16 protein-coding genes and 1 pseudogene are annotated in these 17,823 nt (G+C 69.7%); 13 read left to right on the top strand and 4 right to left on the bottom strand.

The window, feature by feature from the left end:
* Window positions 1–14: 14 nt before the first annotated feature.
* Entirely contained in the window at window positions 15–1,040 is a 1,026-nt protein-coding gene (locus Q7C18_RS04425) for an acyl-CoA thioesterase II (RefSeq protein ID WP_311024348.1), read from the bottom strand.
* Between the two features lie 238 nt (window positions 1,041–1,278).
* Between Q7C18_RS04425 and Q7C18_RS04420 the strand changes: the two genes are divergently transcribed.
* Window positions 1,279–2,106, top strand: coding sequence for a hypothetical protein (locus tag Q7C18_RS04420; RefSeq protein ID WP_311024347.1), 828 nt, complete (start codon window positions 1,279–1,281; stop codon window positions 2,104–2,106).
* A gap of 30 nt (window positions 2,107–2,136) precedes the next feature.
* Here Q7C18_RS04420 and Q7C18_RS04415 read toward each other — a convergent pair whose 3' ends face one another.
* Both Q7C18_RS04415 and Q7C18_RS04410 read right to left on the bottom strand, forming a co-directional pair.
* The gene (locus Q7C18_RS04415; RefSeq protein ID WP_070159986.1) at window positions 2,137–2,532 is read right to left on the bottom strand and encodes a globin; all 396 of its coding nucleotides are present in this window, start codon (window positions 2,530–2,532) and stop codon (window positions 2,137–2,139) included.
* A 354-nt stretch (window positions 2,533–2,886) separates the two neighbouring features.
* A pseudogene (locus tag Q7C18_RS04410) lies at window positions 2,887–3,351 on the bottom strand (OsmC family protein); the annotation flags it as partial.
* Between the two features lie 183 nt (window positions 3,352–3,534).
* Here Q7C18_RS04410 and Q7C18_RS04405 point away from each other — a divergent pair.
* The 5 genes from Q7C18_RS04405 (at window position 3,535) to pgsA (ending at window position 8,410) form a co-directional block, all read left to right on the top strand.
* Window positions 3,535–4,008 (top strand): ribose-5-phosphate isomerase, encoded by a 474-nt coding sequence (locus tag Q7C18_RS04405; protein ID WP_070159956.1) that lies wholly within the window; start codon window positions 3,535–3,537, stop codon window positions 4,006–4,008.
* A gap of 22 nt (window positions 4,009–4,030) precedes the next feature.
* Window positions 4,031–4,951 (top strand): Fpg/Nei family DNA glycosylase, encoded by a 921-nt coding sequence (locus Q7C18_RS04400; RefSeq protein WP_070159954.1) that lies wholly within the window; start codon window positions 4,031–4,033, stop codon window positions 4,949–4,951.
* A gap of 174 nt (window positions 4,952–5,125) precedes the next feature.
* Window positions 5,126–7,141: a threonine--tRNA ligase gene (gene thrS, locus Q7C18_RS04395; RefSeq protein ID WP_396954328.1), complete on the top strand. Its 2,016-nt coding sequence runs from the start codon at window positions 5,126–5,128 to the stop codon at window positions 7,139–7,141.
* Window positions 7,142–7,151: 10 nt separating this feature from the next.
* Window positions 7,152–7,796: an HIT domain-containing protein gene (locus tag Q7C18_RS04390; RefSeq protein ID WP_311024450.1), complete on the top strand. Its 645-nt coding sequence runs from the start codon at window positions 7,152–7,154 to the stop codon at window positions 7,794–7,796.
* Complete coding sequence (pgsA, locus tag Q7C18_RS04385; RefSeq protein WP_070159951.1) at window positions 7,796–8,410, top strand: phosphatidylinositol phosphate synthase; 615 nt, start codon at window positions 7,796–7,798, stop codon at window positions 8,408–8,410. The genes Q7C18_RS04390 and pgsA overlap by 1 nt, the downstream gene beginning before the upstream one ends.
* Before the next feature lie 50 nt (window positions 8,411–8,460).
* Here pgsA and Q7C18_RS04380 read toward each other — a convergent pair whose 3' ends face one another.
* Window positions 8,461–10,602, bottom strand: coding sequence for a M3 family metallopeptidase (locus Q7C18_RS04380; RefSeq protein WP_311024346.1), 2,142 nt, complete (start codon window positions 10,600–10,602; stop codon window positions 8,461–8,463).
* Window positions 10,603–10,708: 106 nt separating this feature from the next.
* Here Q7C18_RS04380 and Q7C18_RS04375 point away from each other — a divergent pair, with 106 nt between their 5' ends.
* From Q7C18_RS04375 to secF, 7 genes are all read left to right on the top strand, one after another.
* Window positions 10,709–11,467, top strand: a complete 759-nt coding sequence (locus Q7C18_RS04375; protein ID WP_070159944.1) for a YebC/PmpR family DNA-binding transcriptional regulator — start codon at window positions 10,709–10,711, stop codon at window positions 11,465–11,467.
* Between the two features lie 10 nt (window positions 11,468–11,477).
* Window positions 11,478–12,191, top strand: a complete 714-nt coding sequence (ruvC, locus tag Q7C18_RS04370; RefSeq protein WP_396954327.1) for a crossover junction endodeoxyribonuclease RuvC — start codon at window positions 11,478–11,480, stop codon at window positions 12,189–12,191.
* A 67-nt stretch (window positions 12,192–12,258) separates the two neighbouring features.
* Entirely contained in the window at window positions 12,259–12,882 is a 624-nt protein-coding gene (gene ruvA / locus Q7C18_RS04365) for a Holliday junction branch migration protein RuvA (RefSeq protein ID WP_311024344.1), read from the top strand.
* Entirely contained in the window at window positions 12,879–13,952 is a 1,074-nt protein-coding gene (ruvB, locus tag Q7C18_RS04360; RefSeq protein WP_311024343.1) for a Holliday junction branch migration DNA helicase RuvB, read from the top strand. The genes ruvA and ruvB overlap by 4 nt, the downstream gene beginning before the upstream one ends.
* Window positions 13,953–14,111: 159 nt before the next feature.
* Window positions 14,112–14,432, top strand: a complete 321-nt coding sequence (gene yajC / locus Q7C18_RS04355) for a preprotein translocase subunit YajC (RefSeq protein WP_070159940.1) — start codon at window positions 14,112–14,114, stop codon at window positions 14,430–14,432.
* A 124-nt stretch (window positions 14,433–14,556) separates the two neighbouring features.
* Window positions 14,557–16,656 carry a protein translocase subunit SecD gene (gene secD, locus Q7C18_RS04350; RefSeq protein WP_311024342.1) on the top strand — a complete coding sequence of 700 codons (2,100 nt, stop codon included), beginning with the start codon at window positions 14,557–14,559 and terminating at the stop codon, window positions 16,654–16,656.
* Window positions 16,656–17,816: a protein translocase subunit SecF gene (gene secF, locus Q7C18_RS04345; RefSeq protein ID WP_070159936.1), complete on the top strand. Its 1,161-nt coding sequence runs from the start codon at window positions 16,656–16,658 to the stop codon at window positions 17,814–17,816. The genes secD and secF overlap by 1 nt, the downstream gene beginning before the upstream one ends.
* The last annotated feature ends 7 nt before the right edge of the window (window positions 17,817–17,823 follow it).

Raw genomic sequence — 17,823 nt, 5'->3', positions numbered from 1 at the left:
GCGGGCGAGACAGCTCATCGGGTGAAATAGCGGGAGGCCCATGTGCTGCCGTACTGCCGCTCAAGACGACGTTGGGTGCGTGAACTGCGCACCATCGACTGCTGGACGCGCTCCTGGATGCGCGGCTTCAGTCCGTGGGGACGACGCACCATGCCCTCCTGAGCCACGGTGGCAACCAGGGCTCCGTCACGGGTGTAGATGGCGCCCGCACCCAGTCCGCGCGAGCTCTGGGCGCTCGGGCTGCGCTGGATGTAGAGGAGCCACCCGTCAGCGCGCGCCTCCCGGTGCCACCACATCGCGTGGTCCAAGGAGGCCACCTTCATCCCCGGCTTGGCCCAGTACAGCCCGTGGCGTCGCAGGACCGGCTCCAACAACGTGTAGTCGGAGGCATAGAGGATCGCCGCCCGGTGGACGTTCGGATCGTCCGGCAGCGGGCCGCGGGTGCGCATCCACACCGCGTTGGCGGCCCGGGGCAGCGTGTCCTCCTCCAAGTAGATGGGGCGGTCCACATGACGGATCTCGAAGGGCCTGCCGTGGGCCCACTCCTGCATGACAGGGTGCTTCACGTGCCCGACGAGCTCATGCGGGGCGGCGAGCTCCTCCGGTCTGGGGATGTCCAGCGGCATGTCCTGCTGATGCGTCGGCCCCGGGGACGGCCGCTGGAAGGACGCGATCATCGACAGGATCGGCCGCCCGTCCTGATAGGCCTGGCTGCGTCGGGCGGAGAACGAGCCCCCGTCGCGGAGCCGCTCGACGCCGATCTCGATCGGTTTGGTGGCATCACCGGGGCGGAGGAAGTATCCGTGGACGGAGTGGATGACTCGCTCCGGATCCACGGTCCTCATCGCGGCGATCGCCGACTGGGCGAGCACCTGACCCCCGAAGACTCGCCAGAAGGCCTGGTCGAAGACCGGTCCCAGGAAGCGCTCCTCTGCGCCGGGCTCGCCGTCGGCCGGGACGAGATCCTCGAGGTCCAGCATGCCCACCAGACGGTCCACGGCTTCTGCGGGGGTGGGGACGCGGTACGGACGCTCAGACATGGGACCTCCGGAGGGGGCGGGCTGGTGGGGAGGGCGGCACAGGATGGTACCGGCTGGTACGGGGTGGGACTGAACACCACTCTACCGAGCGCAGCGCGTGGTCAGCGGCAGGCTCTGCGGGGCGGCCCCGTGAGCCGCTGCGGTGTGTCGGTGACGGTGAGCGCCCCGTGCGGACATGCCCCGTCACAGACCTCCACGGGGACCGGTCCCCGAAGCGGCAGATGGAAGAATGGCCGCCATGACGAGCACCCCCGGACCCCGTTCGCCCGACCCCTCCTCCGCGCGCGCCTCTGAGGAGCCGCGGGAGCTGCACTTCGCGGAGGCCGTGGCCCTGCAGGACCTGCACACCTATATCCGGCGTGCCCGCCGGATCCAGGAGCAGGGCGTCCGGCTGCAGGCCGTCGGCACGGTGCTGGCCGCCTGGGTGCCGGTGATGACGCCCAGCTCCTTGGTGGGTCGACTGCCTGCGGTGCTGGGGCTGCGCACCATGGCTCTGACCCGGTCGTCCCGAGCCGACGTCACCGTGGAGCTGAGCGCGATCACCGAGCGTCTCGCCCGGATGAACCCGGCGGAGACCGTGCTGCCGCTGCCGCCGAGCCGGCTGAGCGTGCCGTGGGCCGCCGTGACGCCCCCGCGCACGGGATGGCAGCCCCTGGGGGAGCTGGAGGACGACGTCGTGCGTGCCGCAGCCGAGCACGGCATCGCGGAGATCGCCCGGACCGTGCCGGAGACGGCCGGCGCGGCGGTCGTGGAGCAGGTCCGTGAGCGGGTCTGGGGCCGCAGCCTCGCTGAGACTGCGGCTGAGTCCACCGCGGGCGCCTCCACGGACGATGTGCAGGCCGAGTCGGCACCTGCGGATCCCGCTGACGGCCCCGCTGCGTCCGAGGGGACGGCGGCCTCGGCAGCGGCGCAGGCGGTTCCGGCCGGTGCGGCGTTCGGTTCTCACGCGCTTAACTTCCTGAGCCCGGAGGCCTCCGGCGGGCGCACCGCCGTGCACGGTCTGGGTCGCTGGCTGCGCCTGAGCTCAGCCGGTGGTCATATCTTGTGCCGCCGGACCGGGATCTGAGCGGCGGCGCGGTTCACGCCGCGGCATGATTCAGCTGTTGACCATGGAGTGGGCCGCCCGCTCCAGGTAGTCCCAGAGGATCTGTTCATGCATCGGGGACAGGTCTGCGGCCTCCACCGCTCGTCGCATGTACCGCAGCCAGGTGTCTCGCGCCTGGGCATCGACGCGGAAAGGCATGTGGCGCATCCTCAGTCGCGGATGGCCGCGTTCGGCCTGGTAGGTCCGGGGCCCGCCCCAGTACTGCTCGAGGAACATCAGCAGCCGGCGCTTGGCGGGCTCGAGGTCCTCCTCGGGATACATCGCGCGGAAATCGGGGTCCTCGGCCACCTGGTCGTAGAAGACGTCGACGATCCGCTGGAAGGTCTCGTGGCCGCCCACCTCCTCGAAGAAGGACTTCTGATCCGGGGACGGTGCAGGGTCACCCATCGGCAGTCCTCCGGGTGCGGGCAAGTATCCCATGTCGGCACTGGCGGGACGGGAGGACGCCGTCGCCGCATGGTCGGAGGACGATTCCCCTTCGGCGGAGGGCGGCTCCGTGGTGGGTCGTTCCGTCGACGGGAGGCCGCTCACCTGCGACGGGGGGCGTCCCACCGGACGGACTGTGGCGATCGGAGCACCGAGGCGGCGCGAGAACTGGGGACGAGGGGCCCGATCCTCCGAGCCCTCGCGTGCGGACCCCTGAGGTGCGGAAGCCTCGGGTGGAGTGGATCTGCTGGGGGAGGTGCCGCGGTCGAAGGCGCCGGTGGACCGGAACTGGGACACCGGTTCATGGGTGACCGGGAAGTTCACGCTCCGGGCGATGAAGCACCGCTCGGCGGCCTCGGCATGCAGCTGATCGGCCCGTGCGCGCCGGCTCTCATCGGCCAGCGTCACCTCGGCGCGGAGGACTGCCGCGGTGATCTCCCCGGAACCGTCGCCGTGGACCCGAAGCTCGGCCGTGCCGTGCACGGTCATCGCGGTCACCACCACACCCGCCGCGGCGGCCGCGTGCAGATAGGAGAGGGTATGGCACTGTGCCAGGGCGGCGAGCAGAAGCTGCTCCGGGTTCCACCGTTCAGCGTCGCCATGAAAGGCCCGGGCCGCGGACCCCGTCAGCGGAGGCGGGGACTCCAGCCCGCGCGAGGACTCCCGCTCGCTCAGCACCGCTGTGACGGTGTGCTCGCGTCGGTAGTCTCGGGGCCCGGTCGTTCCGCCGTCGTCACTCCAGGCCACCTCCACCCGGAAGGTGTGCTGGTCGATCTGCATGCTCTCCCCATCTGTGGTGCCTGTGCCTCTCACGATACCGTCCGTCGGGCAGGCTCCCCTCGCGGCGCAACGCGTTCCAGGACGAGCGCGATTTCCTCATAGGATGTCATCGGCGCCACAGCACCAGGTGGCGTCGATGAGTCGCCCGCCACCTGACGTCCCTCGAGAGGAACACCGCCTGACATGCGCGTCCACATCGCCACCGACCACGCCGGCATGGAGCTCTCCGCCCACCTCGTGAAGCACCTCAGCGCCCAGGGCTACGAGATGATCGACCACGGTCCGCAGGAGTATGACGCGCTCGACGACTACCCGGCGTTCTGCCTGCGCGCCGCCGAGGCTGTGGCCGAGGACCGTCGCCAGGGCATGGACTCTCTGGGCATCGTCTTGGGCGGCTCCGGCAACGGGGAGCAGATCGCCGCCAACAAGGTCCGTGGCATCCGGGCCGCGCTCGCCTGGAACCTGGACACGGCCCGGCTGGCCCGCGAGCACAACGATGCCAACGTCGTGGGGCTCGGCGGCCGCCAGCACAGCGTCGCAGAAGCCACCGAGATCGTCGAGGCGTTCCTGACCGCCCAGTGGACCGACGAGGAGCGTCACGCGCGCCGGATCGGCAAGATCACCCGCTACGAGGAGTCCGGCGAGATCGTCGACTGAGCACCGACGACTGAGACGAGCTATGCCTGAAGGACACACGCTGCACCGGCTCGCCCGGCAGATCGGCGACCTGTTCGTGGGCAGGATGTGGAAGGTCACCTCGCCGCAGGGCCGGTTCGCCGCGGGCGCGGCCCTTCTGGACGGACGTGCCCCGGAGCAGGCAGAGGCCTGGGGCAAGCACCTCTTCGTGCGCGTCGGCCACCACGTCTGGCAGGTCCACCTGGGCCTGTACGGGGCGTTCAGCTTCCGGGGGGACGAGTCCTTCGACGGCGCCGCCACACTGGGCGCACCCCGTGCCGCCGCGCAAGCCTGGGACATTCGGCGCGACGACGACGGCTGGATCGTCCCCACCGCTCCGGAGGGCGCGGTCCGAGCCCGGATCCGCTCTCCTCACGGATGGGCAGATCTCCGCGGACCGTCGAGGTGTGCGGTCCTCACCGCCGAGGAGCACCGCGAGGTGATCGCCCGGCTCGGTCCCGATCCGCTGCGTCAGCCGGAGGGGGCGACCCTCGATGACATGATCGAGAGCTTCGCCGGACGCCTGGCTCGACGTCGGACCCCGCTGGCCGCCGCGCTGATGGACCAGAGTGTGATCGCAGGGGTCGGGAACATCTATCGGGCGGAGTCGCTTTTCCTGGAGCGCCTCGACCCGGACATGCCCGCACGACAGCTCCCGGCGGAGCAGGCCGCCGCGCTGTGGCGCCGACTCACCGACCAGCTGCGGGACGGAGTCCGGGAGGGCGTGATCCGCACGGTGCGGACCCCGGATCCGCCGCCGTCCGAGGCCACGCATGACTATCGGGTCTCCTCGCATCCGGAGGCAGAACGTCGCCACTGGGTCTACCGGCATCACGGGACCCCCTGCCTGCGGTGCGGAGAGGCCATCGCCGCCCGAGAGCTCCAGGGTCGCACCCTCTATTGGTGCCCTGGCTGCCAACGGTGACCGGCCTGCGGGCGCGGGCGGAGTCGAGGCGCGGCGGCGCGCTCCGGCAGGCCCGGGCCGAATGCGTGGGCGGTCGCCGATTCCCGTAGAATCACTGGTGACCCTCTCGAAGGGTCTGTTGTGTCCTGCCCCTGGCCGGCGACGCCGGCCGATCCGTGAGGAGAACCGTTCCCCGTGTCCGAGAACGCAGTGTCCGAGAAGATCACCATCACGATCGACGGCGAGGCCACCGGCATCGCGCCGGGCACCACCGGGATCACCCTCTTCGCGGACCAGGCGACGACTGTGGTGATGCGTGTCGACGGAGAGGTCTGGGACCTGTCGCGGGAGATCCCGGCCGGCGCCGTGGTCGAGCCGGTGGACATCAGCGAGCCGGAAGGGCTCGACGTCCTGCGGCACTCGACCGCCCACGTCATGGCCCAGGCCGTCCAGCAGCTCTTTCCCGGGGCCAAGCTGGGCATCGGTCCCTACATCACGGACGGCTTCTACTTCGACTTCGACGTCGAGGAGCCGTTCACGCCGGAGGATCTGAAGAAGATCGAGAAGGCGATGCAGAAGATCGTGAAGTCGGGGCAGACCTTCGAACGCGAAGTGGTCGACCTCGCCGAGGCGAAGCGGCAGATGGCTGAGGAGCCCTACAAGCTGGAGCTGCTCGGCGGCGACGGAGGCGGGTCCGCGGACGGGGCCGACGTCGAGGTCGGCGGCGACGTCATCACGATCTATCACAACGTGAACCGCAAGGGGGAGAAGGTCTGGGCGGATCTGTGCCGGGGGCCTCACCTGCCCAGCACGAAGCTCATCGCCAACGGGTACGCCGTCATGCGTGCCGCGGGCGCGTACTGGCGGGGCAAGGAGACCAACCCTCAGCTGCAGCGCCTCTACGGCACCGCCTGGCCGACGAAGGACGACCTCAAGGCCTATCAGGAGCGCCTCGCCGAGGCCGAACGTCGGGACCACCGTCGGCTCGGTCGTGAGCTGGACCTGTTCAGCTTCCCCGAGGAGATCGGCTCCGGCCTCTCCGTCTGGCATCCCAAGGGAGGGCTGGTGCGCGGGATCATGGAGCAGCACGCCCGTGCGCGGCACCTGGAGTCCGGGTACACCTACGTCTACACCCCTCACATCTCCAAGGCCGATCTCTTCGCAACCTCAGGTCACCTCGCCAACTACCAGGACGACATGTGGCCCGCCATCCACATGGACGAGGAGCGTGACGACGAGGGCACCATCACCAAGCAGGGCCAGGACTACTACCTGAAGCCCATGAACTGCCCCATGCACATCCTCATCTACAAGGAGCGGGGGCGCAGCTATCGGGACCTGCCGCTGCGGTTCGCGGAGAACGGCACCGTCTATCGCAATGAGCGTTCGGGGGCCCTGCACGGCCTGACCCGCGTGCGGGGGTTCACCCAGGACGACGCGCACCTCTTCGTCCGGCAGGATCAGCTGGAGGACGAGGTCACCAAGGTGGTCGAGTTCGTCGTCTCGCTGCTGCGTGACTTCGGCCTGGACGACTTCGAGCTGGAGCTGTCCATGCGGGACGACGAGAAGGACAAGTGGGTCGGCTCCGACCAGTTCTGGGAGGACGCCACCCAGGCGCTGCGCAATGTGGCGGTGACCTCGGGTCTGAAGCTGACCGAGATTCCGGGGGAGGCGGCCTTCTACGGCCCGAAGATCGACCTGAAGGTCACCGACGCGATCGGGCGGAAGTGGCAGCTGTCCACGGTGCAGGTGGACCCGAACCTTCCGGAACGCTTCGGGCTGGAGTACGCCGCGGAGGACGGCACCCGACAGCGCCCCATCATGATCCACCGGGCCCTGTTCGGATCGATCGAGCGGTTCTTCGCCATTCTGCTGGAGCACTACGCCGGAGCCTTCCCCGCGTGGCTGGCGCCGGTCCAGGTCCGAGGCATCCCTGTGGCCGAGCCGTTCAACGACTACCTCGGCGAGGTCATCGACAGGCTCAGGGCCGCCGGCGTGCGCGCCGAGCTGGAGGACGGCACCGATCGGTTCCCGAAGAAGATCCGCACCGCCTCCAAGGACAAGATCCCGTTCGTGCTCATCGCCGGTGGTGAGGACGCCGACGCGGGCGCGGTGTCCTTCCGCTTCCGTGACGGCAGCCAGGACAACCAGGTGCCGGTCGACGAGGCCGTGGCGCGCATCCTGAAGGCCATCGAGGACCGTGAGGCCTGAGCGGCCCGTGGTGGACCAGGAGCACGACGCCGACACCACGCCCGACCCGGCGGAGGACGACTTCTCCCTGGCCGGGGTGCCGGACGCGTTCCAGCGCCTCTGGAACCCGCACCGCATCGCGTACATGCGCCGCGGGCAGGACCAAGTCTCGGGGACCTCCGACTGCCCCTTCTGCACCGCGCCGGGGCGCACCGACGAGGATTCCCTGATCGTGCACCGCGGCACGACCTGCTACGTGCTGCTCAACCTGTACCCCTACAACCCCGGCCACCTCCTGGTCTGCCCCTACCGGCATGTGCCGGACCTGACGGACCTCAGCGCCGCCGAGTCCGAGGAGTTCACCCGACTGTCCCAGGTGGCGATGGTCGCGCTGCGGACCGTCGCGGCACCCGGCGGGTTCAACCTGGGGCTCAACCAGGGCAAGGACGGTGGAGCCGGGATCGCCGCGCACCTGCATCAGCATGTGGTGCCCCGGTGGGGCGGCGACGGCAACTTCCTGCCGATCATCGCCCAGACCAAGAACATGGCCCAGACGCTGGGGGAGACCCACCGCATGCTCCACGACGTCTGGGACGAGGCCGCCCGGGCCTTCGCCGCAGATCAGGCACAGACGGAAGGGACGTCCGGTGAGGCCGGACAGGAGCAGGACGCCTGATGCTCAACAGGTATGCGAGAGGCCTCTTCGGCGCCCTGTTCACCCCGGTCGCGAAGCTGCTCATGCGTGTGGGGCTCACGCCCAACATGGTCACCGTGATCGGCACCGTCGGGGTGGCCCTCGGCGCCCTGGTCCTCTACCCCCTGGGGGAGCTGTTCTGGGGCACCGTGTTCATCACGCTGTTCATCTTCTCGGACCTGATCGACGGACTCATGGCTCGCATGTCCAGCCGGTCCTCGCCCCTGGGCGGGTTCCTGGACTCCACCCTGGACCGGGTGCAGGACGGAGCTGTCTTCCTGGGTCTGCTCATCTGGTTCTTCACCGGAGGCGACCAGCCCTGGATCGGTGTCGCCGCCGCGGCCTGCCTGCTGCTGGGGGGCCTGGTGCCATATGTGCGCGCCAAAGCCGAGGCGATGGGCTACACCGCTGATGTCGGCATCGCCGAACGTCCCGAGAGGATGGTCCTGGCCCTGGTGTTCACCGGTTTCACGGGTCTGGGGCTGCACTCCTCGGTCCTGCTCGTCGTGCTGACCCTGCTGGCGGCGGCCTCGGCCGTCACGGTGGTCCAGCGCATCCTCTCCGTCCGACGGCAGGCCGATCAGCAGAATCGCTGACTCTTCGACTCACCGTCGGTACGTCGGTACGTCGGTCCGGCGCGGGAACGTCAGGCGGGCGGTGTCATCCCGAGGCTGCGCAGCAAGGGGGCGAGCGTGGGCTCCCGCCCGATCGCGTGCCGGAACGACTCCTCCAGCTCTCGGGTATCGCCGCGGCGCAGCAGCTCGGCGCGGAATCGATCTCCGGCCTTCCGCAGCGCACTCTCGTCGTCCATGACCGTGCGGAACCACTCGGCGGCGTCGGCGGCGAGGACCTGCGCCCAGAGATAGGAGTAGTACCCGGCCGCGTACCCGGAGCCGGCGAAGATGTGCTTGAAGCAGCCCGTGCCGTAGCGCGGCGGCACCAGGGGATGGTCCAGCCCCCACGCGGCCAGCGCCTGGTCTTCGAATCCCTCCGGATCCCTGGCCGCCTCCTCGGCCTGCTCGGGACTGAGGGTGTGCCAGGCGAGGTCCAGGACGACGGCGGCCAGATGCTCCACCATCGAGGCTCCACGGCCCCAGTGGGGGTCGGCCCCGGGGTGGAGATGCGATCCTGACGCCGGGGACGGGCGCCACAGGTCGGCGAAGACCTCGTTGACCTGAGAGGGGAACTCCACGGCATCGCGCGGCACGGCAGTGCCGGAGAGGGCCTCGAACTCGGCCTCGGCGAGCAGCCCGTGCAGCGCGTGGCCGAACTCGTGGAACAGGGTCTTCTGCTCGGCACGAGTGACCTGCGCCGCCTCGCCGTCGGCTGGGCGTGCCAGGTTCAGGCAGTTGATGACCACCGGACGGGATCCCGTCAAGGAGGACGCCACGGAGAACGAGTTCATCCAGGCGCCGCCGGCCTTGGTGGGACGAGCGAACGGATCCAGCAGGAACAGGCCCAGGACGGCACCGTCGACGTCGCGGACCTCGAAGCTGCGGGCCCCGTCGACGAACCCCGGAAGGTCCGTCCGCTCGTGGACCTGCAGGCCGTAGACCCGGCGGGCGGCGGCGAACACCCGTCCGAGCGCCTCCTCCAGAGGCAGGGAGGCGTCCGCGGGCGGGCCCGGGGCGTCGTCGCGTCCCTCGGCTGCACCGCGGGCCGCCCGCTCTACGGCGGCGATCCCATAGGTGAGGTCCCAGGGCCGCAGCTCGTCGTGGACGTCCCCGGCGGCGCGCAGATGCTCCTCCACGACCGCGAGCTCCTCGGCCAGCCGACGCCGTGCCCCGGCGATGAGTGGCCGCAGCATGTCCTGGACGGCGGAGACGTCCGACGCGGTGCGCAGCGGCAGCACCGCGTCCAGGTGATGGTCATGGCCCAGCAGCCGTGCCCGCCGCGCCCGCAGCACAGCGATGTCCGCGCCGATCTGCCGCGTGGTGCGCCCGTCGTCGCCTGGCATGCCGCCGCGTTCGGAGGAGGCGAGGTGAAGACGACGCCGGGTCTGACGATCACGCAGCACCGCCAGCGCCGGCTGCTGCACCGGCATCCCGAGCCGGAGCAGGTGCCCGGCGTCATGGCCGGCGGCGCGCGCGGCCTCTCGTGCCGAGGAGAGCACAGCGTCGTCGAGCCCCACCAGCTCATCGGCGGAGGCGACGTAGACGGCGGACTCTGCGGCCTCAGCCCGTTGCAGGCGTTGATAGGCGGTCTCCTCGGCGGCGATCCTCCGGTTCAGCTCCCGCAGGCGTTCCTGGTCGGTGCCGGAGAGTCCCGCACCGGCGGCCTCAGCCTCCGCGAGCAGACGGTGCAGCATCCGACGCTGCTCCGCGGTGGGGGAGACGGCCCCGGCGTCGATGCGTTGGGCAAGCTCACGCAGTCGGTGGTGCAGTCCGGGGTGCAGCTGCACCCAGTCTCGGTGGGCGGCCATCTCGGGGGCCCAGTGTGCCTGGACGTCCTGCAGGTCCGGGCCGGCGTCTGCGGAGAACACGCAGGAGAACGCGCGCTGAACGCGCCGCAGTCTCCCACCGGCCCGCCCGACGGCTCGCAGGGGATCGTCGACGTCGGCCGGAGCGCCCCGCGCGGCGATCTCCTCGAGCTCAGCCTTCTCCTCGGCCACCCCCGCCCGCAGCGCCGGCAGCCAGTCGCCGGGGGAGACACGACGCAGATCCGGGTGCTGGTGGTCCAGCAGGAAGCCGTCGCCGAAGGGATCGTGGGGGGAGCCGGCGCCGTCGGGCCGGGAGCGGACTCGGACCTGGCCGGTGTCCGGATGGGTGACCTGGGAGGCGTGCGTCAAGGCTTCGGCCTTCCTCTCGTGGCGACGGTAGGCTGGTGTCCACACTACGTGCCGCACGTCATGGTGGCGTGCATTCCGGAACCCTGACTGACGAGATCGGAGAACTATGGCCGGCCACTCCAAATGGGCCAACACCAAGCACCGCAAGGCTGCTGTGGACGCGAAGCGCGCCAAGATCAACGCCCGCTACATCAAGCAGATCGAGGTCGCGGCGCGCAACGGCGGGCCGGATCCGGCGGGCAACCCGGCGCTGGATCTCGCCGTCTCCAAGGCCAAGAAGAACTCGGTCCCCAACGACAACATCGACCGGGCGATCAAGCGCGGGGCAGGTCTGACGGGCGATGCGGTGGAGTATGAGGAGATCATGTACGAGGTGCGTGGCCCGCAGGGCTCGGCGCTGCTCGTGGAGTGCCTCACGGACAACCGCAACCGTGCTGCCTCGGAAGTGCGTGTGGCGGTGACACGCTCGGGCGGCACCGTGGCGGATCCCGGGTCGGTGGCGTACATGTTCCAGCGCAAGGGCGTGGTCAGCGTGCCGAAGGAGGGGCTCACCGAGGATGACGTGCTCGCCGCGGTCCTGGAGGCAGGCGTCGAGGAGGTCATCGAGCACGCGGAGACGTTCGAGGTGCAGTCTGAGCCGCAGGATCTGCAGGAGGTCGTCAAGGCGCTCGAAGACGCAGGACTCGCCGTGGAGTCGGACGAGGTCGAGTTCGTCTCTGACGTGAAGGTGGACCTCGACCTCGACGCCGCCAAGAAGTTCCTCAGGCTGCATGATGCGCTCGAGGATCTCGACGACGTCCAGAACGTCCACACCAACGCGGACCTCAGCGCGGACACGCTCGCCGCGCTCGACGCCGAGAGCTGATCGCCGGGCTATGGCGTCAACGGTGCCGGTGAGGGGCACGGCCGGGACCTCACGGGTGGCCCAGCGGATCCTCGGCGTCGATCCCGGGCTGACCCGCTGCGGCTTCGCCGTGGTGGAGATGCACCGGGACCGCACCGGCGAGTCCGTGCACGTGGAGGTCACCGGAACCCGCTCGGACCAGGATCTGGCGGAGCGCATCTTGGCGATCCAGCGTGCCGCCGAGGCCCTGCTGGACACCTATGCTCCGGACGTGCTGGCCATCGAGCGGGTGTTCGCCCAGAACAACGCTCCCACCGTGGTCGGCACGGCGCAGGCCTCGGGGGTGGTCATCGCCGCCGCCGCCGCACGGGGCATCCCGGTGGCCTGGCATACACCCTCGGAGGTCAAAGCGGCGGTGACCGACGACGGTTCCGCCGACAAAGCCGCCGTGGCTCGCATGGTGCAGCGGATCCTGCGGCTCCCCGCCCTGCCGAAGCCCGTCGACGCGACCGACGCCTATGCGGTGGCCATCTGCCATGCCTGGCGGTCCGGCATCGGCACGCGCCATGACATGGCGGCCGGGACCCGGACCCACCAGGGGGCGCGGACGGCTCTGCAGCGGGCTGCAGACGCTGGCACCTCGGGGATGACACCGGCCCAGCGTGCCTGGCAGGAGGCCGAGAGGCGCGCCGGCGGCGGAGCGTCCGGGCGAGTCGGCCCGGGCAGCGTGCGACGGGGGCGGTAGTCTGTTCGAAGATGTGTACGAACGTCGATGCGGCGGCGGACAGAACAGCGGACAGGACGGGTGAGCGATGATCTCTTCGATCCGGGGCGAGGTGCTCCACGTGGGGCTCGATCATGCGATCGTTGAGGTGGCCGGGTTCGGCCTCGAGGTCACGGCCACCGCGCAGACGTTGGGAGAGCTGCGGCTGGGCCAGGAGACCCGGCTGCAGACCTCGTTCGTGCCGCGCCAGGACGACGCCCCGCTGCTCTTCGGCTTCGCCGACGGCGGCGAGCGGGAGATCTTCACCACTCTGCTGGGGATCTCCGGGGTCGGCCCTCGGCTGGCCCTGGCCGTGCTGAGCGTGCACAGTCCGGCCGCGGTGCGTCAGGCGATCGCCGACTCCGACACCGCCGCCTTCACGAAGGTTCCCGGCATCGGGAAGAAGACCGCTCAGCGGATCCTGCTCGAGCTCGCCGGCAAGCTCGTCGTCGAACCGGCGGACGAGCCTGCGACCCCCGCACCGTCCCGAGCCGATGAGGTCGCGGGGCAGGTCCAGGAGGCGCTGAGCTCGCTCGGCTGGACCGAGAAGGACGCCCGAAGCGCCGTCGAGCAGGTGCTGCGTGATGAGCCGCAGCTGGCGCAGGCCGAGGTGCCGGTGGTCCTGCGGCACACCCTGCGGATGCTCGGTTCTGCCGGGGGGAGCGGCCGATGAGCACGGAGGATCCCCGCGAACTGGTCGGAACGGCGCCTGCGGCCGAGGAGAAGGCGCTCGAGGCCGCGCTGCGGCCGAAGTCCCTGCAGGACTTCGTCGGTCAGTCCACGGTGCGCGGGCAGCTCTCACTCGTGCTGGAGTCTTCGCGGCTGCGGGGAGCGGCGGCCGACCATGTGCTGCTGTCCGGCCCACCGGGGCTCGGGAAGACCACGCTGGCGATGATCATCGCCGGCGAGATGAATGCCGCACTGCGCATCACCTCCGGCCCGGCGATCCAGCATGCCGGCGACCTCGCGGCCATCCTGTCCTCGCTCACCGACGGGGAGGTGCTGTTCATCGACGAGATCCACAGGATGTCGCGACCGGCCGAAGAGATGCTCTACATGGCCATGGAGGACTTCCGGGTCGACATCATCGTCGGCAAGGGAGCCGGCGCCACGTCGATACCGCTGGAGCTGCCGCCGTTCACCCTGGTGGGCGCCACCACGCGCGCGGGGCTGCTGCCGGGCCCGCTGCGGGATCGCTTCGGATTCACGGGGCATCTCGAGTACTACTCGGCCGACGAGTTGGAGCGGGTTCTCCGGCGCTCGGCCGGGATGCTGGACATGCAGGTCGACGACGCCGGGTTCGCGGAGATCGCCACACGATCACGCGGGACCCCGCGCATCGCGAACCGACTGCTGCGACGGGTGCGCGACTGGGCTCTGGTGCACGGGGTGCCCCTGGTGGACCGTGAGGCCGCCGGTCAGGCCCTGGACACCTACGAGGTGGATCGGCGCGGTCTGGACCGTCTGGACCGCGCGGTGCTCCATGCCCTGTGCACCACGTTCCGCGGCGGTCCGGTGGGTCTGTCCACGCTGGCGATCCTCGTCGGGGAGGAGACGGAGACGGTCGAGACCGTCGCCGAACCGTACCTGGTGCGGGAGGGGCTGCTCGCCCGTACGCCGCGGGGCCGCATCGCCACGGAGGGAGCCTGGCGCCACCTGGGCCTGAAGCCGCCCGAGTCCGCTGACAGCGGACGGGAGGCCGTGTCCTCGGGGGATCCGCGCTGGGACCTCGGCGACAGCTGATAGTCTGTCGCGTTGAACGACTCCACGGCGGCGGTCGAGCTGACCAGGCTCGGCGCCTTCGCGGAGCTGCCCATCGATCGAACAGATTGGCCCACAGGTGAACGAACCACACGTCATGGCAGTGCAGCAGGCTCACGCCGCGGCAGGAGGTGATCTCTGATGGATCCCTTCCTTCTGATCATGATCGCGATCCTCGCGCTCTTCATGCTGATGACCTTCCGCCGCGGGAAGAAGATGCGTGATGCACAGTCCGCCGCGATCAGCGGTGCTGTGCCGGGCGCGGAGGTCGTGACGGCCGGCGGAGTCGTCGGCACCGTCGTCGCCCGCGACGAGGAGAAGCAGCGGGTGACCCTGGAGTTCTCCGGCGGAGACCGCGTGGACTTCCAGCTCCCCGCCGTCCAGCATGTGGTGACTCCGGCGGCGTCGCCGGAGGACCCCGCTCCGGAGTCCCCTGAGTCTCCGGAGTCAGAGGAACGCTGACCAGTTCCCTTTTCACAGCCCGCCACCGCACCGGTGAGCGGGCTGTGGTGTTGACGGGGCGGGACGGCGTGACCGCGCAGCGCCCCTCGACGCACCCGACGAGCGGAAGGTTGACCAGAGCCTGATGGCGACAAGCACACCGGTGGCCCGCGCCCGCGCGGCCCTGATCGGACTGTTGGTGCTCATCCTCGGGATGGGCGGACTGCTGACCTACGGGGTCTCCCAGGACCGGGCCCAGTGGGCGCCGCTGCTGGCGCTCGACCTCTCGGGCGGCACTCAGATGGTCCTGTCCCCGCATGTGGACGGTGACGACCAGCTCGACAGCGAGCAGCTCGAGCAGGCCGTGGAGATCATCCGCCAGCGCGTGGACGGCACCGGTGTGGCTGAGGCTGAGATCGCCACTCAGGGAGCGGAGAACGTGGTCGTCGGCATGCCGGGAACCCCGGATGCCGAGACCCGCGAGCTCATCCAGGCCTCCGCGGACATGGAGTTCCGCCCGGTGCTGCAGGCCGAGATGGATCCTGACTACATCGACCAGCTGATCGAAGAAGGCATGCCTGAGGAGGAGGCCGAGGAGCTCGAAGAGGCGGCCGAAGCCCAGGAGGAGGCCACGGAGGACGAGGACGTCGCCGGTGAGGAGGACGCCGCAGGCGAGGGGGCCGAGGCCCAGCCGGAGGACTTCCCAGAGCCCACCGCAGAGCCGCAGGACCCCTCCGACCTGAACTGGATCACCCAGGATGTCGCCGCCGACTTCGCGAACTTCACCTGCAGCCGTGAGGTCAGCATCGAGGAGCGGGAGGCCGCCGACTCCGATCAGCCACTGGTGACCTGTGACCCCGAGACCGGGATGAAGTACCTGCTCGGCCCCGTGGAGGTCCCGGGCACCCATATCCACGACGCCGGCTTCGGGATGGAGCAGACGCCTACAGGAGGCCAGACCGGACGCTGGGCCGTCGACATCGTGCTCGACAGCGACGGCACCGCCGAGTTCCGCGACTCCTCCACCCGTCTCTACGGGCTCGAGGGCGTCCGCAACCAGTTCGCGATCGTGCTGGACAGCCGCGTCATCTCCGCTCCGAGGATGAACTCGCCGATCACTGACGGCCGAGCCCAGATCACCGGAAACTTCACCGAGGATGAGGCGCGCAACCTGTCCGAGCAGCTGCGGTACGGCTCTCTGCCGGTCAGCTTCGAGATCCAGTCCGAGGAACAGATCTCGGCGACGCTCGGCGCCGATCAGCTGCGCAACGGCCTGCTCGCCGGCATCATCGGTCTGATCCTGGTCGCCGGGTACGCATTGTTCCAGTACCGGGCGCTGGGTCTGGTCACGATCGCCTCCCTGGGAGTCGTCGGAGTGCTCACCTGGTGGACGATCGCGCTGCTCGGCTGGTCCGACGGGTATCGCCTCTCGCTGGCCGGCATCGCGGGTCTGATCGTCTCGATCGGTCTGACTGCCGACTCGTTCATCGTCTACTTCGAACGCATCAAGGACGAGCTGCGCGAAGGCAGATCCCTGGCCGGGGCGGTGGAGAACGGCTGGGCCCGTGCCCGCCGGACGATCCTGGCCTCCAAGGCTGTCAACGTCATCGCCGCCGTCGTCCTCTACATGGTGGCGGTGGGCAACGTCCGCGGCTTCGCCTTCACCCTGGGCCTCACCGCGATCCTGGACGTCATCCTGGTCTTCCTGTTCACCCACCCGGTGATGCAGATCATCGCCCGCCGGAGGTTCTTCGCCTCCGGGCGCCGGTTCTCCGGGCTCTCCGAGAAGGAGCTGGGGGTGGACATGCTCTATCGGGGCGCCGGGCGTTTCGCCCGCCGGTCGGTGCTTCCGGCAGTGGCCGAACCGACCGGTGCCGTCTCACCGGACCGTGCCGCGGCGACGCCGCGTGGTCAGGACGCCGCGGGGGACGAATCCGCCGGAGGCACCTCTGCGGTCAGCGTCTCCCAGGCCACAGCGACCAGCACGCTGACCCTCGACACCGAAGGGGGCCCGGGGACCGGGGTCGATCCGGGGCAGGACGACGCCATCGTCGACCATCCGGAGCAGGGCGCCTCCCAGGCACCAGCGGGGGCCGACCCCGAAGCCCCGGGGCTGACCATCGCCGAGCGACGGCGGGCCCGCGCGCTCCACGCGCGCCGTACCTCCCGGGCGGCCGAGGATCCCCCGCAGGACGGCGAGCCGGGGGATGTCACGGACCCTGAGACCGACGAGGAGGACCGCTGATGGCTGCAGGTTTCGCCAAGGCCGGCAACCAGCTCTACACGGGTGAGCGGGCCTACCCGTTCATCCAGAAGTCGAACCTGTGGTTCCTCCTGGCCGCCCTCGTGGTGCTGGTCTCGGTCGCCATCCCGTTCGTCAGAGGCGGGTTCAACCTGGGCATCGAGTTCACGGGAGGCTCTCAGTTCACGATCTCCCAGACCGAGGAGACCGACATCGCCGTCGGCGAGGACGCGGTCGCCGAGGTCTCCGGCCAGGACGCCACCGTCACGAACATCGCGGCGAACACCGTGAGGGTGCAGACCGAGGAGCTCACCGATGACGAGACCCTCGAGGTCGCCGAAGCCCTGCAGGAAGGCTACGGCGTCAGTGCCGACCAGGTGACCTCCACGTTCATCGGCCCCACGTGGGGCGAACAGGTCTCCGAGCAGATGATGCTGGGGCTGGTGATCTTCATCATCCTCGTCGCGCTCTACATGGCCCTGTACTTCCGCACCTGGAAGATGTCGTTGGCCGCCATCCTCGGCCTCGGCTTCGTGGTGATCACCACGGCCGGCATCTACTCGGCGACCAACTTCGAAGTGACCCCCAGCGCGATCATCGGATTCCTCACCATTCTGTCCTACGCGCTCTACGACACCATGGTGGTCTTCGACAAGATCCGGGAGAACGTCCAACCCCTGCGGCAGCAGAAGGATCAGACCTTCACGGAGCGGGTCAATCTGGCCGTCAACCAGACCCTGGTCCGTTCCATCAACACCTCTGTGGTGGGCATCCTTCCCGTCGGCTCGATCCTCTTCATCGGTGCATGGCTGCTGGGTGCGGGCACGCTGCGAGACATCTCACTGGCGCTCTTCGTGGGCGTCATCGTCGGCACGTTCGCCACGATCTTCGTCCAGGCACCCCTCTATGCCCGAATGCGCCGGAACGACGCCGACATTGTCGCGCACACCGAGGAAGTCCTCCGGCTCCGCGAGGAACGTGGCGTGTTGTCGGTGACCCTCTCCGGCACGGCACTGGACGAGCATGGTCGCCCCACGCCGTTCCCGCCGCTGCCTGAGCCCGAGCCGGAGGAGGTCGAGGTCGACGAGGAGGCCTTCGAGATCGTCATCACCGGCATGGAGCCCGACGGTGACGCCTCAGCAGGTGATGACGTACGGCGATGACGGGCTG

Source organism: Nesterenkonia sp. CL21, from assembly GCF_031705515.1.
GTDB classification, from domain to species: Bacteria; Actinomycetota; Actinomycetes; order Actinomycetales; family Micrococcaceae; genus Nesterenkonia; species Nesterenkonia aethiopica.
This window is presented reverse-complemented; position numbering and strand designations above follow the sequence as displayed.

Bases quoted from the DNA above. Each gene is read 5' to 3' on its own strand.
- Q7C18_RS04425 (WP_311024348.1), bottom strand. From the start codon at position 1,040: ATGTCTGAGCGTCCGTACCGCGTCCCCACCCCCGCAGAAGCCGTGGAC.
- Q7C18_RS04420 (WP_311024347.1), top strand. From the start codon at position 1,279: ATGACGAGCACCCCCGGACCCCGTTCGCCCGACCCCTCCTCCGCGCGC.
- Q7C18_RS04415 (WP_070159986.1), bottom strand. From the start codon at position 2,532: ATGGGTGACCCTGCACCGTCCCCGGATCAGAAGTCCTTCTTCGAGGAG.
- Q7C18_RS04405 (WP_070159956.1), top strand. From the start codon at position 3,535: ATGCGCGTCCACATCGCCACCGACCACGCCGGCATGGAGCTCTCCGCC.
- Q7C18_RS04400 (WP_070159954.1), top strand. From the start codon at position 4,031: ATGCCTGAAGGACACACGCTGCACCGGCTCGCCCGGCAGATCGGCGAC.
- pgsA (WP_070159951.1), top strand. From the start codon at position 7,796: ATGCTCAACAGGTATGCGAGAGGCCTCTTCGGCGCCCTGTTCACCCCG.
- Q7C18_RS04375 (WP_070159944.1), top strand. From the start codon at position 10,709: ATGGCCGGCCACTCCAAATGGGCCAACACCAAGCACCGCAAGGCTGCT.
- ruvC (WP_396954327.1), top strand. From the start codon at position 11,478: ATGGCGTCAACGGTGCCGGTGAGGGGCACGGCCGGGACCTCACGGGTG.
- ruvA (WP_311024344.1), top strand. From the start codon at position 12,259: ATGATCTCTTCGATCCGGGGCGAGGTGCTCCACGTGGGGCTCGATCAT.
- ruvB (WP_311024343.1), top strand. From the start codon at position 12,879: ATGAGCACGGAGGATCCCCGCGAACTGGTCGGAACGGCGCCTGCGGCC.
- yajC (WP_070159940.1), top strand. From the start codon at position 14,112: ATGGATCCCTTCCTTCTGATCATGATCGCGATCCTCGCGCTCTTCATG.
- secD (WP_311024342.1), top strand. From the start codon at position 14,557: ATGGCGACAAGCACACCGGTGGCCCGCGCCCGCGCGGCCCTGATCGGA.
- secF (WP_070159936.1), top strand. From the start codon at position 16,656: ATGGCTGCAGGTTTCGCCAAGGCCGGCAACCAGCTCTACACGGGTGAG.